At 69.5% G+C, this 18757-nt stretch carries 17 protein-coding genes; 6 read left to right on the forward strand and 11 right to left on the reverse strand.

What is annotated here, in order from left to right:
* Positions 1–188: 188 nt before the first annotated feature.
* The 5 genes from AC1HFH_RS20015 to AC1HFH_RS20035 form a co-directional block, all read right to left on the reverse strand.
* On the reverse strand, positions 189–1178 hold the full coding sequence (locus AC1HFH_RS20015) for a sulfate/molybdate ABC transporter ATP-binding protein (RefSeq protein ID WP_480244320.1): 990 nt from the start codon (positions 1176–1178) through the stop codon (positions 189–191).
* On the reverse strand, positions 1175–1981 hold the full coding sequence (gene cysW, locus AC1HFH_RS20020; RefSeq protein WP_480244321.1) for a sulfate ABC transporter permease subunit CysW: 807 nt from the start codon (positions 1979–1981) through the stop codon (positions 1175–1177). Before cysW ends, AC1HFH_RS20015 begins: the two co-directional genes overlap by 4 nt.
* Positions 1978–2868, reverse strand: a complete 891-nt coding sequence (cysT, locus tag AC1HFH_RS20025; protein ID WP_480244322.1) for a sulfate ABC transporter permease subunit CysT — start codon at positions 2866–2868, stop codon at positions 1978–1980. The genes cysW and cysT overlap by 4 nt, the downstream gene beginning before the upstream one ends.
* Before the next feature lie 53 nt (positions 2869–2921).
* Positions 2922–3944 (reverse strand): sulfate ABC transporter substrate-binding protein, encoded by a 1023-nt coding sequence (locus AC1HFH_RS20030; protein WP_480244323.1) that lies wholly within the window; start codon positions 3942–3944, stop codon positions 2922–2924.
* A 140-nt stretch (positions 3945–4084) separates the two neighbouring features.
* Entirely contained in the window at positions 4085–4288 is a 204-nt protein-coding gene (locus AC1HFH_RS20035; RefSeq protein WP_480244324.1) for an Ms4533A family Cys-rich leader peptide, read from the reverse strand.
* Between AC1HFH_RS20035 and AC1HFH_RS20040 the strand changes: the two genes are divergently transcribed.
* On the forward strand, positions 4223–5281 hold the full coding sequence (locus tag AC1HFH_RS20040; RefSeq protein WP_480244325.1) for a M48 family metallopeptidase: 1059 nt from the start codon (positions 4223–4225) through the stop codon (positions 5279–5281). The genes AC1HFH_RS20035 and AC1HFH_RS20040 overlap by 66 nt on opposite strands.
* A gap of 129 nt (positions 5282–5410) precedes the next feature.
* Here AC1HFH_RS20040 and AC1HFH_RS20045 read toward each other — a convergent pair whose 3' ends face one another.
* Positions 5411–5647 carry a hypothetical protein gene (locus AC1HFH_RS20045; RefSeq protein ID WP_480244326.1) on the reverse strand — a complete coding sequence of 79 codons (237 nt, stop codon included), beginning with the start codon at positions 5645–5647 and terminating at the stop codon, positions 5411–5413.
* Positions 5648–5754: 107 nt separating this feature from the next.
* On the opposite strand from AC1HFH_RS20045, the gene AC1HFH_RS20050 reads away from it, so the two are divergent.
* Positions 5755–7716 carry a glycoside hydrolase family 15 protein gene (locus AC1HFH_RS20050; RefSeq protein WP_480244327.1) on the forward strand — a complete coding sequence of 654 codons (1962 nt, stop codon included), beginning with the start codon at positions 5755–5757 and terminating at the stop codon, positions 7714–7716.
* On the opposite strand, the gene AC1HFH_RS20055 is transcribed toward AC1HFH_RS20050, so the two are convergent.
* The 4 genes from AC1HFH_RS20055 to lepA all read right to left on the reverse strand — a co-directional run bounded on the left by AC1HFH_RS20055 (position 7704) and on the right by lepA (position 14858).
* Entirely contained in the window at positions 7704–8105 is a 402-nt protein-coding gene (locus AC1HFH_RS20055) for a hypothetical protein (protein ID WP_480244328.1), read from the reverse strand. The genes AC1HFH_RS20050 and AC1HFH_RS20055 overlap by 13 nt on opposite strands.
* Before the next feature lie 2 nt (positions 8106–8107).
* A complete protein-coding gene (locus AC1HFH_RS20060; protein ID WP_480244329.1) occupies positions 8108–9919 on the reverse strand; it encodes a P-loop NTPase family protein in 1812 nt (603 codons plus the stop codon).
* An 82-nt stretch (positions 9920–10001) separates the two neighbouring features.
* On the reverse strand, positions 10002–12743 hold the full coding sequence (locus AC1HFH_RS20065; RefSeq protein WP_480244330.1) for a hypothetical protein: 2742 nt from the start codon (positions 12741–12743) through the stop codon (positions 10002–10004).
* 249 nt (positions 12744–12992) lie between these two features.
* Complete coding sequence (lepA, locus tag AC1HFH_RS20070; RefSeq protein ID WP_480244331.1) at positions 12993–14858, reverse strand: translation elongation factor 4; 1866 nt, start codon at positions 14856–14858, stop codon at positions 12993–12995.
* 106 nt (positions 14859–14964) lie between these two features.
* On the opposite strand from lepA, the gene AC1HFH_RS20075 reads away from it, so the two are divergent.
* The 4 genes from AC1HFH_RS20075 (at position 14965) to AC1HFH_RS20090 (ending at position 17535) form a co-directional block, all read left to right on the forward strand.
* A complete protein-coding gene (locus AC1HFH_RS20075) occupies positions 14965–15516 on the forward strand; it encodes a type II toxin-antitoxin system PemK/MazF family toxin (protein ID WP_480244332.1) in 552 nt (183 codons plus the stop codon).
* A 69-nt stretch (positions 15517–15585) separates the two neighbouring features.
* Positions 15586–16752: a mechanosensitive ion channel family protein gene (locus AC1HFH_RS20080; protein WP_480244333.1), complete on the forward strand. Its 1167-nt coding sequence runs from the start codon at positions 15586–15588 to the stop codon at positions 16750–16752.
* A 170-nt stretch (positions 16753–16922) separates the two neighbouring features.
* Complete coding sequence (gene rpsT / locus AC1HFH_RS20085) at positions 16923–17183, forward strand: 30S ribosomal protein S20 (protein WP_480244334.1); 261 nt, start codon at positions 16923–16925, stop codon at positions 17181–17183.
* Positions 17184–17298: 115 nt separating this feature from the next.
* A complete protein-coding gene (locus tag AC1HFH_RS20090) occupies positions 17299–17535 on the forward strand; it encodes a hypothetical protein (RefSeq protein ID WP_480244335.1) in 237 nt (78 codons plus the stop codon).
* A gap of 46 nt (positions 17536–17581) precedes the next feature.
* On the opposite strand, the gene holA is transcribed toward AC1HFH_RS20090, so the two are convergent.
* On the reverse strand, positions 17582–18553 hold the full coding sequence (gene holA, locus AC1HFH_RS20095) for a DNA polymerase III subunit delta (RefSeq protein ID WP_480244336.1): 972 nt from the start codon (positions 18551–18553) through the stop codon (positions 17582–17584).
* Positions 18554–18757 lie beyond the last annotated feature (204 nt).

An 18757-nucleotide genomic window follows, 5' to 3' on the forward strand; every position in this document is an offset into this window, starting at 1 on the left:
TCCGCCCGGCGCGACTCACTGGAACCGGACAACACCTGCCCGGGATACGCGCGAACCACCAAATGCATCGGGCGTTACAGCGAACACCGCGCGTAGTCGCCGGCCGGCAGCGGCGCATCCCATCGGCGCACCACCACGAGCCATCGCACCCGATCACCGCGCCGCCGACGGCGGCGCCGTGGATACTGCTAGCCCAGCTCCGGAATCCGGGTGGCGCGGGCGTACACCGTCTCCCCCTCGGCCAGCTTCAGCGCCTCGGCATCACCGCGGGTCACCTGCGCGGCGAACAGATCGCCGGTGGCGGCGTTGCGCATCTCCACCCGGACCTCGAAGCCCAACCGGACGACCCGTTCGACGGTGGCCCGGGTTACCCCGGCCGATTCCGCCGTCCCCTCGTGCGAGGCCAGCGCCATACTCGGGTCCCGGCCGACCCGGATGTCGTGCGGGCGCACCAGATGACCGTTCAGCCGGGCCACCGCACCGAGAAAGGACATCACGAACTCGGTGGCGGGCCGGTCGTAGACGGCCTCCGGGGAACCGATCTGTTCGATGCGGCCCTTGTTCATCACGGCGATCCGGTCGGCGACGTCGAGGGCCTCCTCCTGGTCGTGCGTGACCAGCACGGTGGTGACGTGTACCTCGTCGTGCAGCCGGCGCAGCCAGGTCCGAAGGTCGGTCCGCACCTTTGCGTCCAGCGCGCCGAACGGCTCGTCGAGCAGCAGCACCTGCGGATCGACCGCGAGGGCCCGGGCGAGCGCCATCCGCTGTCGCTGCCCACCGGACAGCTGCGCCGGGTAGCGGTGCTGGAATCCGTCCAGGCCGACGATGCCGAGCAGTTCGTCGACCCGCCGGTCGATCTCCTTACGCGGGCGCTTACGGATGGTCAGCCCGAAGGCCACATTGTCCCGCACGGTCATGTGCTTGAACGCGGCGTAGTGCTGGAAGACGAACCCGATATCACGCTTCTGCGGCGGCACATGGGTCACGTCCTGTCCGGCGATCGTCACCAGGCCCGAATCCAGGCTCTCCAGCCCGGCGATGGAACGCAGCAGCGTCGACTTGCCGGACCCCGAGGGCCCCAGCAGCGCGGTCAGTTCGCCGGACGGGATATCAATGCTGACGTCGTCGAGGGCCGCGAAGGTCCCGTAGTTCTTCCGGGCGTCGGTCACAGTGATCATTCGGTGCCCCGCTTGCGTTCGAGGAAGGTCATCAGGAGGAGGGTGACCAGGGCCATGCCCATCAGCAGCGTCGCCGCGCAGTAGGCGCCGAACGTGTTGTGGTCATCCATATAGCGGCTGTGTACCAGCAGGGTGAGCGTCTGAGATTCCCCGGGGAGCGCGGTGGAGACCATGATCACCGCGCCGAACTCGCCGAGTGCCCGGGCTACGGTCAGCACCACGCCGTACGTGAGGCCCCACCGGATGGCGGGCAGGGTGATCCGCCAGAACGTCTGCCAGGGCGTTGCGCCAAGTGTCGCGGCGGCCTGTTCCTGGTCGTCGCCGATCTCGTGCAGCACCGGCTCCACCTCGCGCACCACGAACGGCAGCGTCACGAAGATGGTGGCGATGACCATGCCCGGCAGGCCGAAGATCACCTGGATCCCGACGTCGGCCAGGGCCCCGAACCACCCGCCGGCACCCCACAGCAGGATCAACGCGACGCCGACCACCACCGGAGATGTGGCGAAGGGCAGGTCGACCAGGCCCTGCACCAGGCTGCGCCCCGGGAACCGGCTGCGGACCAGCGCGAGCGCGGTGACCACGCCGAACACCACGTTCAACGGGACCACGATCGCCAGGATCAGCATCGAGAGCTGGAAAGCGGAGATCGCGGCGGGGGTGGTGATCCAGTCGACGAAGGTGCCGATGCCGTGTTCGAAGGACCGCCACAGGATGATGCCGAGTGGCAGGATCAACAGCGCGAACAGATAGCCGAGGGCGACGGTTCGCAACGACACCCGGGTCAGCGGGGACAGGTTCATCGGGCCGCCTGCTCTCTGCGCGAGGTGCGTTCGGCGAACAGCCGCAGCACCACCAGCGTGACGAACGACGTGGCCAGCAGGGTCACCGACACGGCGGCGGCGGCAACCGGCCGATCCACTTCGATCTGCTGCTGGATGTACTGGGAGGTCACCTGGGTGGCGCCGGGAATGTTGCCACCGATCAGCACCACCGACCCGTACTCGCCGATCGCCCGGGCGAAGGCGAGTCCGCCGCCGGAGATGATCGCCGGAGCCAGCGTCGGCAGCACGATCCGGCGGAAGGTGATCCAGTTGCTCGCACCCAGCGACAGCGCGGCCTGCTCGACCTCCCGGTCCACTTCGAGCAGCACCGGCTGCACCGAACGCACCACGAACGGCAGAGTGACGAACGCCAAGGCGACCACCAGACCGGGCCGGGTGGCATTCAGCTGGATGTCGATCGGGCTGTCCGGTCCGTACAGCGACAGCAGCACGATGGAGGCCACGATGGTCGGCAGCGCGAACGGGATGTCGATCAGCGTGTTCACCACGGCCTTGCCCGGAAACTCGTCCCGGACCAGCACCCAGGCGATGAGCGTGCCCATCACCACATTCACCAGTGCGACCACCGCCGAGATGCCGATGGTGACTCGCAGCGAGGCGAGTGCGGCGGGCTCGGTCACCGCGTCCAGGAATCCGGGCCAGCCGTCTTCCATCGAGGTGACCGTGAGAGCGGCCAGCGGCAGCAGGACGATGATGCTCAACCACAGCACTGCGGTCGCGATGCCGAGCGGGCCCACCGAGCCGGAGATGCGCAGCCAGGACCGCGCGGGCCGCCGCCGTGTCGAGCGCTGCGGTGTGCCTGCGGACCCCGTCGCGGTGTCGGTGTCGCTACTGCTGTCTGTCACGATTGTCGAGTATCCCGTGTGTGCGTGCTCACCCAGTTGCCTGGTCGGCTGGTCTATTTCGTGGCCGTCTCGTAGACGGCCGTGATCGCGCCGGTTCCGGGGTCGAACAGTTCGTCCTCGACTGTCTCCCAGCCGCCCAGATCGTCGATGGTCCACAGCTGCTGTGGTTGCGGGAACTCGGCGGCGAATTCGGCCGCCACCCCGGGATCGACCGGGCGGAATCCGGCCTCGGCCCAGGCTCGCTGCCCCGCCGGGGTGTACAGGAAGTCGCGGAAGGCGACCGCCAACTCCGGGTTGCGGGCGTTGTTCAGCACCGCCACCGGATTCTCGATCGCGAACGTCGTCGGCGGGACCACATATTCGACCGGTTCACCCTGGCGTTCGGTGAAGATCGCCTCGTTCTCGTAGCTGATCAGCACATCGCCGGAACCCTGCAGGAACACCTCGGTGGCTTCGCGGCCCGATGCGGGCTGCACGGTCACATGTTCACCGAGCAGTTCGGTCAGGTAGTCGAGGCCGCGCTGCGGCTCGGCACCACCGTTGCTCATCGCGGCGTACGGGGCCAGCAGATTCCATTTGGCCGAACCGGAGCTGAGCGGGTTCGGGGTCACCACGGATACGTCCGGGCGCAGCAGATCGGACCAGTCCCGGATGTCCTTCGGGTTTCCCTCGCGCACCACCAGCGCCACCACCGAGCCGAACGGAACGCCGTGGGTGGCGTCGCCGTTCCAGTCCGGGTCGACCAGACCGGCGTCGACCAGCCGGGTCATATCGGGTTCGACCGAGAAACTGACCACGTCGCCGCGGGCCCCGTCGCGGACCTTGCGGGATTGGGTACCGGAAGCGCCATAGGACTGTTTCACCTCGACACCGGCACCGGCCTCGCTCCGGTTGAATGCCGGAATCACTTCCTCGTATCCCGGTTTGGGCACCGCATAGGCGAACAGCGTGACCGAGCCGGCGCTGCCGTCCGCGCTGCCGCTGCCGTCGAGGGTGTCGTCGGCGCCGCCACCGCACGCGGTCACCGCCACCGACGCGAGCACGGCGAGTGCGGCGAACCAGGCGTTGCGGGACATCGAGTTGAGACCTTTCGGACAAGGTGTGCCCGGCCGCCGGAGATTCGTCGGGCAGCCGTCGGCGGGCACACCGCGGAGGGGTTCGCGGCCGGGCAAACGCAGGTAGTCTACCGGGGCACATCGACCGCGCGGATACGCGCTCAGCGACAGTGGATATCGGCGACGGACAGATTGCCGACAGCGATCAACGCCAGCTCATGGCGGACACGCGGGACGGCACTCGACGACACCGGCAGACTGTAGCAAGTACATCGATTTCGACTCCAGGGGGTTTCCACATGACTGCCGCACCGGACCGGGTCCGTGTCCGACTGCCCGAGATCAGCACCCGTGCCTGGGAACATCCGGCCGACCGCACGGCCCTGGTGACCTTGCGCTCGCTGGCCGGATTCGACACGGTGCTGCGGACGCTGTCGGGGCTGCTGCAGGAACGCCAGTACCGGCTGCTCTATCTGGCGACCGCGGTCCGCGTCGACGAACGCCAGTTCCGCAGCCTGCACCAGCTGCGCGCGGACTGCGCGGAGATCCTGGACGCCCCGGAGACACCGGAGATGTTCGTGCTGCAGAGCCCGATGGTGAACGCGTTCACCATCGGCATGGACCGCCCGTTCATCGTGCTGACCACCGGCCTGATCGATCTGATGGACACCGAGGAACTGCGGTTCACGATCGGACACGAACTCGGGCATGCGCTGTCCGGGCACGCGGTGTACCGAACAATGCTCATGCATCTGCTGCGGGTGTCGGCCACCTTCGGCTGGATGCCGATCGGCGGCTGGGCACTGCGCGCGATCGTGGCCGCGCTCATGGAATGGAGCCGCAAATCCGAACTGTCCGGCGACCGGGCCGGGCTGCTGTGCAGCCAGGACGTGTCGGCGTCGGTGCGGGTGCATATGAAGACGGCGGGCGGCACCTGGATCGAGGAGATGAACCACGGCGCCTTCCTGGCCCAGGCCGACGACTACGAGCGGTCGGGCGACCTGCGCGACGGGGTGCTCAAACTGCTGAACCTGGAGCTGCAGTCGCATCCGTTCGCGGTGCTGCGAGCCGCCGAACTGCGCAAATGGATCCAGTCGGGCGACTACGACCGGGTCCTCGGCGGCGACTATCCGCGCCGCGGCCAGGACCGGGAGGCCCGGATCACCGACGAGATGAAGGAAGCCGCCCGCAGCTACCGGAAGAACTTCGATGCCTCCGCCGATCCGCTGATCAAGACGATCCGCACGGTGGGCCGCGATGTCGGCGAGGCCGTCGGGACAGTCGGCCAGGAGGTCGGCCGCACCGTCAGCGACCTCGGTAAGCGGTTCGGCGAATGGCGGGGCGGCCGGTCGGAATGATCCCGGGCCTGGTGACCGCTGCGCTGCCGGGAACCGGCGGGTCCGCCGTGGATCAGCGAGTGAGGAACCAGGCGACGGCGACGAGGACCAGCAGGGCGATCAGCGCGAGCTGGACACGCGAGCGAGGCATCAGTGAGCTCCGTTCTGCGCCGGGCCGGCGGCCCGGGATGCGGGATTCGGTTCTTCCGCGGACTCCGCCTCCCGGCCGAGCGCCCGGAACACCGTCCGCAGCAGCCGGTCGAGCAGATAGGCCAGCGCGAAGCTGACCGGCACCATGCCGGTCAGCACCACCAGGAACTGCGGGATGAACGGCAAACCGGCCACCCACAGTTCGAAGCTGTCCCACCATCCCGCAACGTGCTGCACGCCGACCAGCCTAGTCGGGCCGGCAGCCGGGCTCCGGCCACGGGTCACCGGTATCCGGCACCGCGCGGTGCCTGGACGTGACGCTGCCGTACCCGTGATCATGAGGTATGGCGCACCGAGATCATCTGCACGCTGCGAACCTGCACTCCGGCCGGCACGGCGGGAGTTATCCCCCGATCGGCGACTACGCCTTCCTCTCCGACTGCGAAACCGGCTGCCTGATCTCGGCGAGCGGGGCGGTGGAATGGATGTGTGTACCGCGGCCCGATTCGCCGAGCGTGTTCGGGGCGATGCTCGACCGGGGCGCCGGGCACTTCCGGATCGGCCCGTACGGTCGCCGGGTGCCGGCCGCACGCCGATACCTGCCCGGCGGCATGATCCTGGAGACCACCTGGCAGACCGAAACCGGCTGGCTGATCGTGCGCGACGCCCTGGTGCTCGGCCCCTGGCACAACAACGACCAGCGGTCCCGCACCCACCGGCGTACACCGATGGACTGGGATGCCGAGCATATGCTGCTGCGCACGGTGCGCTGTGTCAGCGGCACCGTCGAGCTGGAACTGAGCTGTGAACCATCCTTCGATTACCACCGGGCCGGCACCCGCTGGGAGTACACCGGCAAGGTGTACGAGGAGGCGACCGCGGTGCGCGCCGATTCGCCCGGGGACGGCCCGACCCTCGTGCTGACCACCAACCTGCGGCTCGGACTGGAGGACCGGGAGGCGCGGGCTCGCACCCGAATGTCCGAGGGGGACGAGGTCTTCGTCGCGCTGACCTGGTCGGAGCTGCCGGCACCGCGCACGTACCCAGAGGCCGCGGAGAAGATGTGGCTGACGGCCGAATGCTGGCGGCGCTGGATCACGCTCGGAGACTTCCCGGACCACCCGTGGCGCAGCTATCTGCAGCGCAGCGCGCTGACATTGAAGGGCCTCACCTACGCCCCGACCGGGGCACTGCTCGCTGCCGCAACCACGTCCCTGCCGGAAACCCCCGGCGGCGAACGTAATTGGGATTACCGCTACACCTGGGTACGCGACGCCAGCTTCGCCCTGTGGGGCCTGTACACCCTGGGACTGGACCGCGAGGCCGACGACTTCTTCGCCTTCCTGCACGATGCCACCACCGGCGACAACGGCGACTCCGTACCACTGCAGGTGCTGTACGGAATCGGCGGCGAACGGGTGATCAGCGAGTCGGAACTGCCCGACCTGCACGGCTACGACGGTGCGCAGCCGGTGCGGGTCGGCAACGCCGCCTACAACCAGGATCAGCACGACATCTGGGGCACCATGCTGGATGCGGTGTACCTGCACGTGAAGTCCCGCCGGCAGATCCCGGAATCGCTGTGGCCGATGCTGGAACGGACCGTGCAGGCAGCGATCGACAACTGGCGCCGGCCCGACCGCGGCATCTGGGAGGTGCGCGGCGAGCCCCAACACTTCACCTCGTCCAAGGTGATGTGCTGGGTTGCGCTCGATCGGGGTGCCCGGCTGGCCGAGATGCACGGCCAGCTCGAGAAGGCCGCAGGCTGGTTCGAGATCGCCGAGGAGATCCGGGCCGACGTCCTGGCGCACGGCGTGAACGACGAGGGTGTGTTCACCCAGGCCTACGGCGGCGACACCCTGGACGCTTCCGCGCTACTGGCCGTACTGACCCGGTTTCTGCCGCCGGAGGACGAGCGGATCCGGGCAACCGTCCTGGCGATCGCCGACCGCCTCACCGTCAACGGGCTGGTGCTGCGGTACCGTACCGACACCACCGACGACGGTCTCGCCGGCGAGGAGGGCACCTTCACCATCTGCTCGTTCTGGCTGGTCTCGGCACTGGTGGAGATCGGCGAACTGGATCGCGCGACCGGACTGTGCCAACGCCTGCTCGGATACGCCAGCCCGTTGCGCCTCTATGCCGAAGAGATAGATCCGCACACCGGCCGGCACCTCGGCAACTTCCCCCAGGCGTTCACCCACCTCGCGCTGATCAACGCCGTCACCCACGTGATCCGGGCCGAGGAAGCGCACGGCAGCGGGCACTTCCAGCCCGCCCACCGGCAGAGCGGTCAGCAGGGATGAGACTCCGGATCATGCGGATAGATCGATACGGCCAGCCGGGCGCCGAGGTCGGCGATGCGGCGCAGCGTAGTCGGCCTCAGCGCGGGTAGGCCGGACCCGCCTCGGGGCCCGATCTCGTAGCCGAGGTCGAACACTCGATCCGCTGCGCCGTCCCATACCGCGCGGGCCGGACCGGGCAGTCGTTCGACGACCGAACACAGCGCCTGCGCCACCCGTTCCGGCTCATCGTCCGGCCCGGACGACGTCTCGAAGGTCAGCAGATTCCGGCCGGTGGCGTCGGGACCCGAGTACAGCACGAAGACCTCGGCACCGAGCGACGCCGACAACGCCGTGAGATCTCCGGCGGCCGTGACCTCGACGTCGATATTCAGGAACGAGGACTTCGACACGGTCAGCTCGGGGAAGTATCGGCGAGTTCGAGCGCACGGGCGCGGAGGGCGCGGACGCGTTGCAGGCCGTTCTCCAGTTCAGCGAGACGGTCGGTGCGGCGGGCGCCGAACTGCAGGTCGGTCTCTTCTGCGGCGCGGATCGCCTCGTCGGCGGTGCGCTGCACCTCCGTCGCGATCTCGGTGTAGTGATCGCGCAGAGTACGCTGCATGGCCCGCAGGCGGTTCCGGGATTCCTTACCCACCTGGAAGATCACATCGTCGGCCAAGCGGGCCACCGCCACCTTGGCCTCCGCCTGCCGGCGCTGCTTCCGGCTGCGGCGATCGTCCCAGATGGCGTTGATGCCCAGCAGCACGCCCGCACCGGCGGAATACCAGTTGACCAGGGACATGCCGAGCAGGCTGGTGGCCAGGCCGACCATCAGGATGCCGCCGTAGGAGCCGCGCAGACCGGACAGGACCTGCTGGGTGACCCCGGCCTTGGCGCTGTCGAGGGGTTCCAGCGCCTGCACCGGTTCCAGCACCTCGGCCGGATCGGCGAGCCGCAGTTCCGGTTGCGGGGGTGTGCGCTCACCGGGCGGGAAGGTGGCCGAGACCTCCTCGGACAGCTGCACCGCCCGATAGTGGGCCATCACGAAGTTCTCCTCGACGGCCTCGCAGATCCGGGAATCCAGTTCGGTTCCGAAATCGGACCAGCTGCGCGCCGGGTCGACCGCGCCGATCTCCGCCTCGGCATCGCGCACCAGGCGGCGCATCCGATGCCGCAGGTCGTGCTCGATATCGGCCATCAGCTCGGTACTGCCGTCGGCGAGCACCACCTGCCAGGCGGCACTGCGCTGCCGCAGTTCCTCGGCTTCGGCGCGGGCCGCGGCCAGACGCTGGGTGATCTCGGCGCGGAGCCGGGGGTCACGCAACGTATCGGCCTCGGCACCGAACACGGTGGCCAGCTGATCGGCCACCGATCCGGCATCGCGGGCGGCAGCGGCCACCGCCACCGCATCGGCGCGGGCCACCACGGCTTCCCGCAGATGCTCGATCAGCTGCGGCACCCCGGACCCTGCGGCCCGGCGCGGGTCGCCGGATTGCTCGGCCTGCTGATGCCGGACCGCCGAGACCGGGGCCACGGCGATCCCGAGCCCGGCCGAGTCCAGCAATTCGCGGTTGCGCTGCTGCATCACCGCCCAGTGCGGATTCGCATCGATCTTGCTCAGGACACAGATCACTGCGGGGCATACCCGGCGCACCCGATGCAGGTAGTCGAGCTGGGCGGCGGTCAGCTCGGTTTCGGCACCGGTCACGTAGAGCACCGCATCGGCCGCGGCGATCATCGACCAGGCCGGTGAATCGTGGGCCAGCGCACCGGGCGCGTCCATCACCACCAGGCCGTCGGCCAGCAGCGGGCTCGGTTCTCGGAATTCGGCCCGGATCACGCTGCGCGCGGACAGCGCCGGTCCGGGGTCCCGGGGATCCACCTGCTGCCGTTCGACACCGGATGTGCCGGTTCGCACCAGGGTGGCAGTCGGCGACGGACCGAACTCCACGATCACCGGAACACTCGGCTTGCCACCGGTGGCACTCACCGGCGTGCCCACCAGGGCGTTGACGAGGGTGCTCATTCCGGCGCCGGGCTCGCCGACCACCGCCAGGCGCACTCGCGGGTCGGTGACCCGGGCACGCACCATCCCGAGGCGTCCGTCCAGATCGTCACGCCCCACCGATCGGGTCATTTCCCGCAGTTCGTCGACGACGGCGACGACCGGGGCCATCGCTTCCGGGTGCTTGACCGTGGCGGCCCGGGGGCCGGCTGCGGCTGACAACTCCGCTCCTCATCTGTCGACTGTCGGCGATCTGCTCCGGCCTCGATCCGGGCGGCCACACCCGACGGCCGCAGCGCCCGATTCAGATCAGCCCGAAACCCACCCCGCCATCCGGCTGGGCCGCATCGGCCGGCGCGGCCGGTCCGGTCTGCAGCCCGTGGTCGAACAGGCCGGTCGAAAAACCATACCCGGAACCCGACGCGGTCCCCGAGTCGGCCGCGATCGGTTGCGCCGCGGGCGGCGGCACGGCGGGAGTCGGCGCCGGCAGCGTGGCGGTCGGCATCGCCGGCGGCAGCTCGACCGTGGGCGCAGGTGCCTGGGTCGGCATCGGCGCCTGGGTGGGCAGCGGCGCCTGTGTCGGCACGGGCGCCTGCGTCGGCGCAGGGGTCGGTGCCGGAACGTCCACCGTCGGCGCGGGCTGTTCCGGCATGCCGGTATCGGGCAGACCCGAGTCGGGCACTTCGGCACCCGGCGTTCCGGGATCGACGGTGGGCGCGGTCCCGGTATCCGGGGATCCGGTCCCCGGGGTTCCCGTGCCGGGGTTTTCGGTGCCGGGGTTTCCGGTACCCGGCGTCTCGGCACCAGGGGCACCGGTCCCCGGAGTACCCGTACCGGGCGTGCCCGTGCCCGGGGTATCTGTACCCGGCGTACCGGTGCCGGGGTTCCCCGTGCCCGGAGCATCCGTGCCCGGCGTACCCGTACCGGGCGTGCCCGTGCCCGGGACATCCGTACCCGGCACACCCGTGCCGGGGGTTCCGGTCGTCGGGTCGCTCGTGCCGGGTGTCCCGGTCCCCGGCCCGGTCGGCAGTGTCGGCACGGTCGGCAGCGTCGGGGTTTCGCCCGGGAGTGTGATGTCGGGAAGACTGGTGGGTGGCGTCACCTGTGCCGGATCCGGGACCCCGGTCGAACCGTTCCCCGGCGAATCCGGCAGCGCCGGTGCCGTCGGGTCCGGAACCGTGGGCACGTCGACCGGGACCACCGGCGGCGTGAACAGATCCGGGATCGCGGCGGCGGGCGCCGTGAGCGGTGACGGCCCGCTCGGGTCGCCGAAGACATCGGCGACCGGCCGCGTCGCGGCTTCCGGCTGGATGGTGGTCTGCAGCGGTGTACTCACCACCGCGGAAGGGACGGCCGCAGCCGGCGCCGGAGCGGGAGCCGGGGCAGGCACCGGGGCCGGAGCGGGAGCCGGGGCAGGCGCGAGGACCGGAGCGGGAGCAGCCGCGGATGCGGCCGGAACCGGCGCCGGAGTCGCGGCAGGAGCGATCGGACCGGGTGCCGAGACGGCAGAACCCGGCAGCCCCGCCGTCGGGGATCCGGTGGCCGCGGACGATGCCGTCCCACCGGAAGCGTGCGTGCCCGCCCCCGTGGAGCCGGCCACCGGAATGTTCCCGGCAGGTGCCTGCCCACCCGGGGCCGGATCGCCCGCATCCGGGGCGCCGCCTGCCGCCGTCGCTCCGGCAGCGGCCGGCCCACCCGGCGCCTGAGCGTCGGCGGATTCTCCAGCACCCGCCGACGGCGCATTCACCGCGGCCGGACCGGCGCCGTCGCCACCGGAAAACGGATTGTCGCCCGTCGGGCCGTTCGGGCTGTCGACCCCGGCCGGGGTGTCCACGGCGGCGAGCGGCCCCGCAGCATCGCTACCCGCCGGTCCCTCGCCCGTCGGATCCGCTGCGGTAGCGCCGGCCGCGGGGTCGAATCCGCCGGCCATCTCGGTAGCGGACGATTCGATCCGGTCGCCCAACCACTGCGAATAGTCGTCGATCTGGTCACCGACCTGCCCGGCCTGCACATCCACGGTCAGCTCCGAGGTGAACCAGAATCCGTCCGGACCGGCGTGCGCTTCGACCTCCCATTCGGTGGTCACCATCGCGCCCAGGTCACCGATACCGGCGAACGGGTCACCGTCGGTTCCTCCTCCGGGCGCACCGGGGCCGGCGACCACACTGGAACCGGGCGCGACCGGACCGGCCACGCTCTGTGCGCCGAAACCGTGTCCGTGACCGGGCAGGCCGAAACCCTGTGATCCGGGTCCTGCAAACGGATTGTCGCTGGGATCGAGCCCCGGCACGTCGGACCACCGGCTGTCTTCGTCACCCGGTGGCGGGTCGTCGCCCTCGCCTTCCTGCGGCGACCCGACCAGGCCCGGAATCTGCGGCTTCCAGTCGTCCAATCCGGGGATCCGGTCGCCCCATCCGTTGTCCAGCCCCGGGATCCGGGATCCCCAGCCGTCGTCCAGGCCCGGGATCTGTGCACCCCAGCCGTCGTCGGCGCCGGGAATTCCCGGGCCGGACTCCGGATCGGTGCCCGGGATCTGCGGGTCCCGATCGTCGGATCCGGGAATCTGCGGGCTCCAATCGTCCCCGCTACCCGGAATCCGCGGCTCCCAGTCATCGTCGGTACCCGGGATTCGCGGCTCCCAGTCATCGTCGGCACCCGGGATCCGGGGCCCGTCGTCGGAGTCCCGGCCCGGGACCCCGGCTCGGTCGGCATCCGGTCGGCCGAAGTCGAAGGGCGGCAGGACCGCGGTGGATTCGGCATCCGAGACCGCGGACGCCGGCGCATCGGGCAGGTCGGGAAACACCAGTACCGGGCTCGGCACATCCGGTTCCGGATCGACGCTCGGCTGTGCCCACCCCGCGTATCGGCTGTCGTCCTGACCGGTCCCGGGCCGCGGAGCGGCCTCCCCGGCCGCCGCCACCAGCGCCCCACCGGAGACGTAGGCACCTGCTCGGGCCACCCGGGCGACACCGTTGGCCACCCGGTACGCGGTATCCCGGTCGGGCGGCGCCGCGTTGCCTTCGTCGATAGCCTCGTCACGCTTCATTCGAGCTCCACTCTCCGGGCCGTACGCCGAGCATCCTCACCACGCCGACCGCGTGAAGATCGCCACAAGACTAGGGCCGAGCCTCGGCGCTGTCACGTCGGAACGGCCCGCAACCCGGCAGGTCGACCGGGCCGAACGGCGGGACAGCAGCTGATCACATCGCACGAACACCATTGTTCCTACCCAGGTGTCGTTTCGCCACGCGATCTTGTTACGGCCCGAACGCCTTGGGAGAGAGACAGATTGCAGCTACTTCTTGTCCTTCGGCTTGTCGCCGCCGGCATCGGAGGACAACGCGGCCACGAACGCCTCCTGCGGCACATCCACCCGGCCGATCGTCTTCATCCGCTTCTTGCCTTCCTTCTGCTTCTCCAGCAGCTTGCGCTTCCGGCTGATGTCACCGCCGTAGCACTTGGCCAGCACGTCCTTGCGGATCGCCCGGATGTTCTCGCGGGCGATGATCTTCGACCCGATGGCCGCCTGGATCGGCACCTCGAACTGCTGCCGCGGAATCAGTTCGCGCAGTTTGGTGGTCATCTTGTGGCCGTAGGCCTGGGCGGCATCGCGGTGCACGATCGCGCTGAAGGCGTCGACCGCCTCGCCCTGCAGCAGGATATCCACCTTGACCAGCGCGGCCTCCTGCTCGCCCGCCTCCTCGTAGTCGAGGCTGGCGTAGCCACGGGTCCGCGATTTCAGCGAATCGAAGAAGTCGAAGATGATCTCCGCCATCGGCAGCGTGTACCGCATCTCGACCCGGGACTCGGACAGGTAGTCCATCCCGCCCAGCTCACCGCGCCGGGACTGGCACAGCTCCATGATCGCGCCGATGAACTCGCTCGGCGCGATGATGGTGCACTTGACCACCGGTTCGAAGACCTTGCGGAGCTTGCCCTCCGGCCAGAACGAGGGATTGGTGACGACATGCTCGCTGCCGTCCTCCAGGACCACCCGATACACCACGTTGGGCGCGGTGGAGATCAGCGACAGGCCGAATTCGCGCTGCAGGCGCTCGCGGGTGATCTCCATGTGCAGCAGTCCCAGGAACCCGCACCGGAAGCCGAAGCCCAGGGCCACCGAGGTCTCCGGCTCGTAGGTCAGGGCGGCATCGTTGAGCTGCAGTTTGTCCAGCGCATCACGCAGCACCGGATAGTCCGAACCGTCGACCGGATACAGGCCCGAGTAGACCATCGGCTGGGGTTCGCGATAGCCGGTCAGCGGTTCGGTGGCGCCGCGGCGCGCCGCGGTCACCGTGTCACCGACCTTCGACTGGCGCACATCCTTCACACCGGTGATCAGATAACCCACCTCACCGACGCCGAGCCCCTCGGTGGGCTTGGGTTCCGGCGAGACGATGCCGATTTCCAGCAGCTCGTGGGTGGCACCGGTGGACATCATCTTGATCTTCTCGCGCGGCGTGAGCTTGCCGTCCACCACCCGGACATAGGTCACCACGCCCCGGTAGGTGTCGTAGACCGAGTCGAAGATCATCGCGCGCGCCGGGGCGTCGGCGTCGCCGACCGGGGGTGCCACCTGCCGGACGACCTCGTCGAGCAGCTCCGGGACACCGGCGCCGGTCTTCCCGGACACCCGCAGCACGTCCTCCGGCTCGCAGCCGACGATGTGTGCCAGTTCGGCGGCGTAGCGGTCCGGGTCCGCGGCAGGCAGGTCGATCTTGTTCAGCACCGGGATGATCGTCAGATCCTTGTCCAGGGCCAGATACAGATTCGCCAGCGTCTGCGCCTCGATCCCCTGGGCGGCGTCGACCAGCAGGATCGCGCCCTCACAGGCCTCGAGCGCCCGGGACACCTCGTAGGTGAAGTCGACGTGACCGGGCGTATCGATCAGATGCAGGACGAACGGCGTGCCGGCGTCCGGGCCGGCCTGCGGGGTCCACGGCAACCGGACGTTCTGCGCCTTGATGGTGATACCGCGTTCCCGCTCGATATCCATCCGGTCGAGGTACTGGGCGCGCATGGCCCGCTCCTCGACCACTCCGGTGAGCTGCAGCATCCGATCGGCCAGCGTCGACTTGCCGTGGTCGATGTGGGCGATGATGCAGAAGTTCCGGATCCGCTCGGGATCGGTGAACGTCTTGTCGGCGAAACTGGCAGCCACTCCACTCCTCGATGGCGTCTCGGCACGGTGCTCCCCATCGTCCCATGGACCGGATCCACACCCCGACGTGGTGCCCCCACGGGCTACCCGCCGTTATATTCCAGGAATGGCCAGCAGTTGGAACTCTCTCGGCAAGCAACTCGGCGTGATCGCGAAGGAGCAGGGTCCCAAAATCGTCCGCAAGCAGGGGCCGCGCCTGATCGAAAAGCTGGTCGGCGCGATCGGTTCCCGCAACGCTCCCGCCGTCGCGGTCCGCCCGACCGCCTCCACCCCGCTGCCCAGCTCCCATCGCGCCCGCCGGATCGTCTACTGCCCGCAGTTGGACGGACGGGCCGATCCGGGCGAGATCGTCTGGACCTGGGTACCGTTCGAGGAGGACCCCGCCAACGGCAAGGACCGCCCGGTACTGGTCGTCGGCCGCGAGCGGCGTACCCTGCTCGGTTTGATGCTGTCGTCGAACCCGGATCGGGCGTACGACCACAACTGGATCGGAATCGGGGCGGGGCCCTGGGACAATCAGGGCCGGGACAGCTGGGTCCGCCTGGATCGGGTGCTCGACGTACCCGAGGACGGAATCCGCCGGGAAGGCGCGATCGTCGCCCGCAGAACCTTCGACCGAGTGGCCCATCGGCTGTGCGCCGAGTTCGGGTGGCACTGACGCCACGCACCGGTGCACACCGCACCCACAGCACGACACCCGCACAGGGGCTAGGAGTTCGTTTCACCCATGACCGAGCTGATCAGAATCGCCATCGTCTTCGCCGTCACCGTGATCGTCGCGGTCGGCATCGGCTGGTCGATCGATCGGGCACTGGCATACCGGGCGGCACGGAAACCGGCCACCCGGCTGCCCGGCGTGGTCCGCCGGGTCCGGCTGCCGCTGCAGATGTTCCTCGCCGCCGCGGCGGTCTACTGCACGGTCCCGCTGGCGGTGTCCGACCCACGGCAGGAATTCCTGTTCCGCAACGTTCTCGGTTCGGTTGCGGTGGTCGCGGCGGCCTGGCTGGCCATCCGCACCGCCGGCGCGGTGGCCGAGAACATGATCGACCGCTATGCCACCCGCACCCGCGATATCGCCCGGGTCCGGCAGTTCCGCACCCAGCTCACGCTGGTCCGGCGCATCGTGACCTCGGTGCTGGTGGTGATCGCCACCGGGACGGCGATGCTGCTGCTGTTCCCGGACCTGCGCACGCTCGGCACCTCGATGCTGGCCTCGGCCGGTGTGCTCGGCATCATCGCCGGTGTCGCGGCACAGTCGATGATCGGGAACGTCCTCGCGGGCCTGCAGATCGCCTTCGGCGACACCGTCAAGATCGGCGACACCGTCGTGGTCGAGGGCGAACTGGGCACCATCGAGGAGATCACCCTCACCTACCTGACCGTCCGGGTCTGGGACGATCGCCGGCTGACCATGCCGGTGTCGTATTTCAACAGCAAGCCGTACGAGAACTGGTCCAAGGGCAGTGCCCAGCTGACCGGCACCGTCTCGCTGCACCTCGACCACAGCACGCCGGTTCCCGCGGTGCGCGAGCATCTGCACCGGTTCCTGCAGGAACGCGACGACTGGGACGGCCGCAGCTGGAGCCTGCTGGTGATCGACAGCACCCCCACCACCATCGTGGTGCGGGCCGCGATGTCGGCGGCCAATTCCGACGATGTGTGGACGCTGCGGTGCGCGGTCCGGGAGGAACTGCTCGCCTGGATCGGCGCCAACCATCCGTACGCGCTACCCAAGGTGCACACCGGAGTGGCGGCCGGTGCGTCCGCCTACACCAAGGGCGGGATGTCGCCACTCGAATCGGACAGCGATATCGCCGGGTACGTCGAGGAGTACTCCGCCCTCGCGGGCGGATCGGCGGCGTATGCCACCCAGGAATCCGGGCGGCAGGGGTAGCCGATTTCGTTCGCACGCCGTCGTGCTGGTAGTCTCGACCTTCGGCGCAGCGTTACCCCTACCCAGTGCGGTAGCCGCCATTGTTCGGGCACGCACGCGCCTCGCGAACTCTGCCGATCGAACTCGATCGGCGCCGACCATTCAGCGAACAGGAACCAGAGGATACAGGCGTGGCCAACATCAAGTCCCAGATGAAGCGGATCCGTACCAACGAGGCGGCGCGGCAGCGCAACCAGTCGGTCAAGTCCGCGCTGCGCACCGCGACCCGGAGCTTCCGTGAGGCCCTCGCGACCGGCGACAAGGAGGCCGCCACCGAGCGCCTGCGTTTCGTCAGCCGCAAGCTGGACAAGGCGGCCTCCAAGGGCGTCATCCACGCCAACCAGGCCGCCAACAAGAAGTCGGCGCTGGCGCTCGCGCTGAACAAGCTCTGAGCCTTCCCGCACTTCAGCGGAGCAGCCGCCGTGGCCTCGACGACCACGGCGGCTTTGTCGTGTCCATCCGGGTGCCGTTCCCCACGGGCCGGGTCCAGCGGATACCATTCCCGCCATGGTGACGGTGTATGCGAATCAGACGGTTGTCCGCGGTGAAGACCTGGCCGAGGTCGTCCGCGCCGCCGAGGTGCTGGGGATCGGGATCAAGATCGAGAATGTGATGCTGCCCGACGAGGAGGGCGGCTACTCCCTCGCGTGGGTGGTCACCCGCGAGGACGAGGTGCCGATGCACGAGGAGTGGGACGGCCGCTACGACGAGACCGACGAGGAACTGCTGACCGTCGGCGACTGAGTTCGCGTGGGCCGGACCGGGCTCCATGTCCGGCCCACCCCGCCGGTCAAGCCGCCGCGCGAAGCTCCAGGATTCGGGTCAGCGCGTATTCCAGGGCATAGGTGGTGTCGGCGGCACCGCCCTTGACGTCGGCATTCAAAGTTGCGACAACCTGCAGTGCGGTGCCGATCGTGGCCGGGGTCCAGCCCCGGGCCTGTGCCTGCGCCTTCTTCACCTTCCAGGGCGGCATGCCGAGCTGCTGGGCGAGCTTGAACGGATCACCGCGCCCGGCCGAACCCACCCGGGCGATGGTGTGCACCGAGTCGGCGAGCGCGTCGGCCAGCAGGACATGCGGCACACCCCGGTCGGTCGCCCAGCGCAATGCCTCCATTGCCGCCGGCCGGTCGCCGCCCACTGCCAGCTCCGCCACATCGAAGCCGGTCACTTCGGCGCGGCCGGAGTAGTAGCGCCGCACCGCGTCGGCATCGACCTTGCCGCCGGTGTCGGCGACCAGCTGGGAGCAGGCCGCCGCGAGTTCACGCAGCTCCGAGCCGACCGCATCCAGCAGCAGCTGCACCACCTCCGCGGAGACCTTCGCCCCGGCGGACCGGAACTCCCGGCGCACGAACTCCACCCGCTGCGCCGGTTTGCTGAGCTTCGCACAGTCGTGCACCTCGGCACCGGCCTTCTGCAACGCCGGCACCAGCGCCTTCGCCCGGCCGCCACCCGAGTGCAGCACGATCAGCACCACCCCCGGTGGCGGATCCCCGGCGGCCTCGGTGATCACCGCCACCGCGTCCTTGCCCGCCTCGGCGGCCGACTCCAGCACGATCACCCGATCCTCCGCGAACAGCGACGGACTCAACAGCTCGGCCAGCTCCGCAGTGCTCGCGTCCCCTGCCCGCAACCGATCCACCGGCACCCCCTCCGGATCCGGCGCCGACTTCCGCACCAGTCCGGTGACCCGAGACACCGCGCGCTGCATCAGCAGCTCCTCGTCACCGAGTACCAGATGTACCGCCGCAGCTCGTTCCGTCACGAGGCGATCCTACGATCCGCGGCCGACAGTCCGGTCGGCCGGGAGCGAGCGATCAGCGCCCGTGCTGCGCGCGAGCACGCTCGGCGATCCGCACGCCGAGATCATCGAGTTCGGCGAGGACGCCCGACGCTCCCCAGATCTGGTTCCGGGTCCGATTCATCCCTTGGATAGGCCGCGTGCGCGAGCCGCGGCGCGTCCGAACCA

It is taken from the genome of Nocardia sp. KT25-26 (assembly GCF_056627695.1).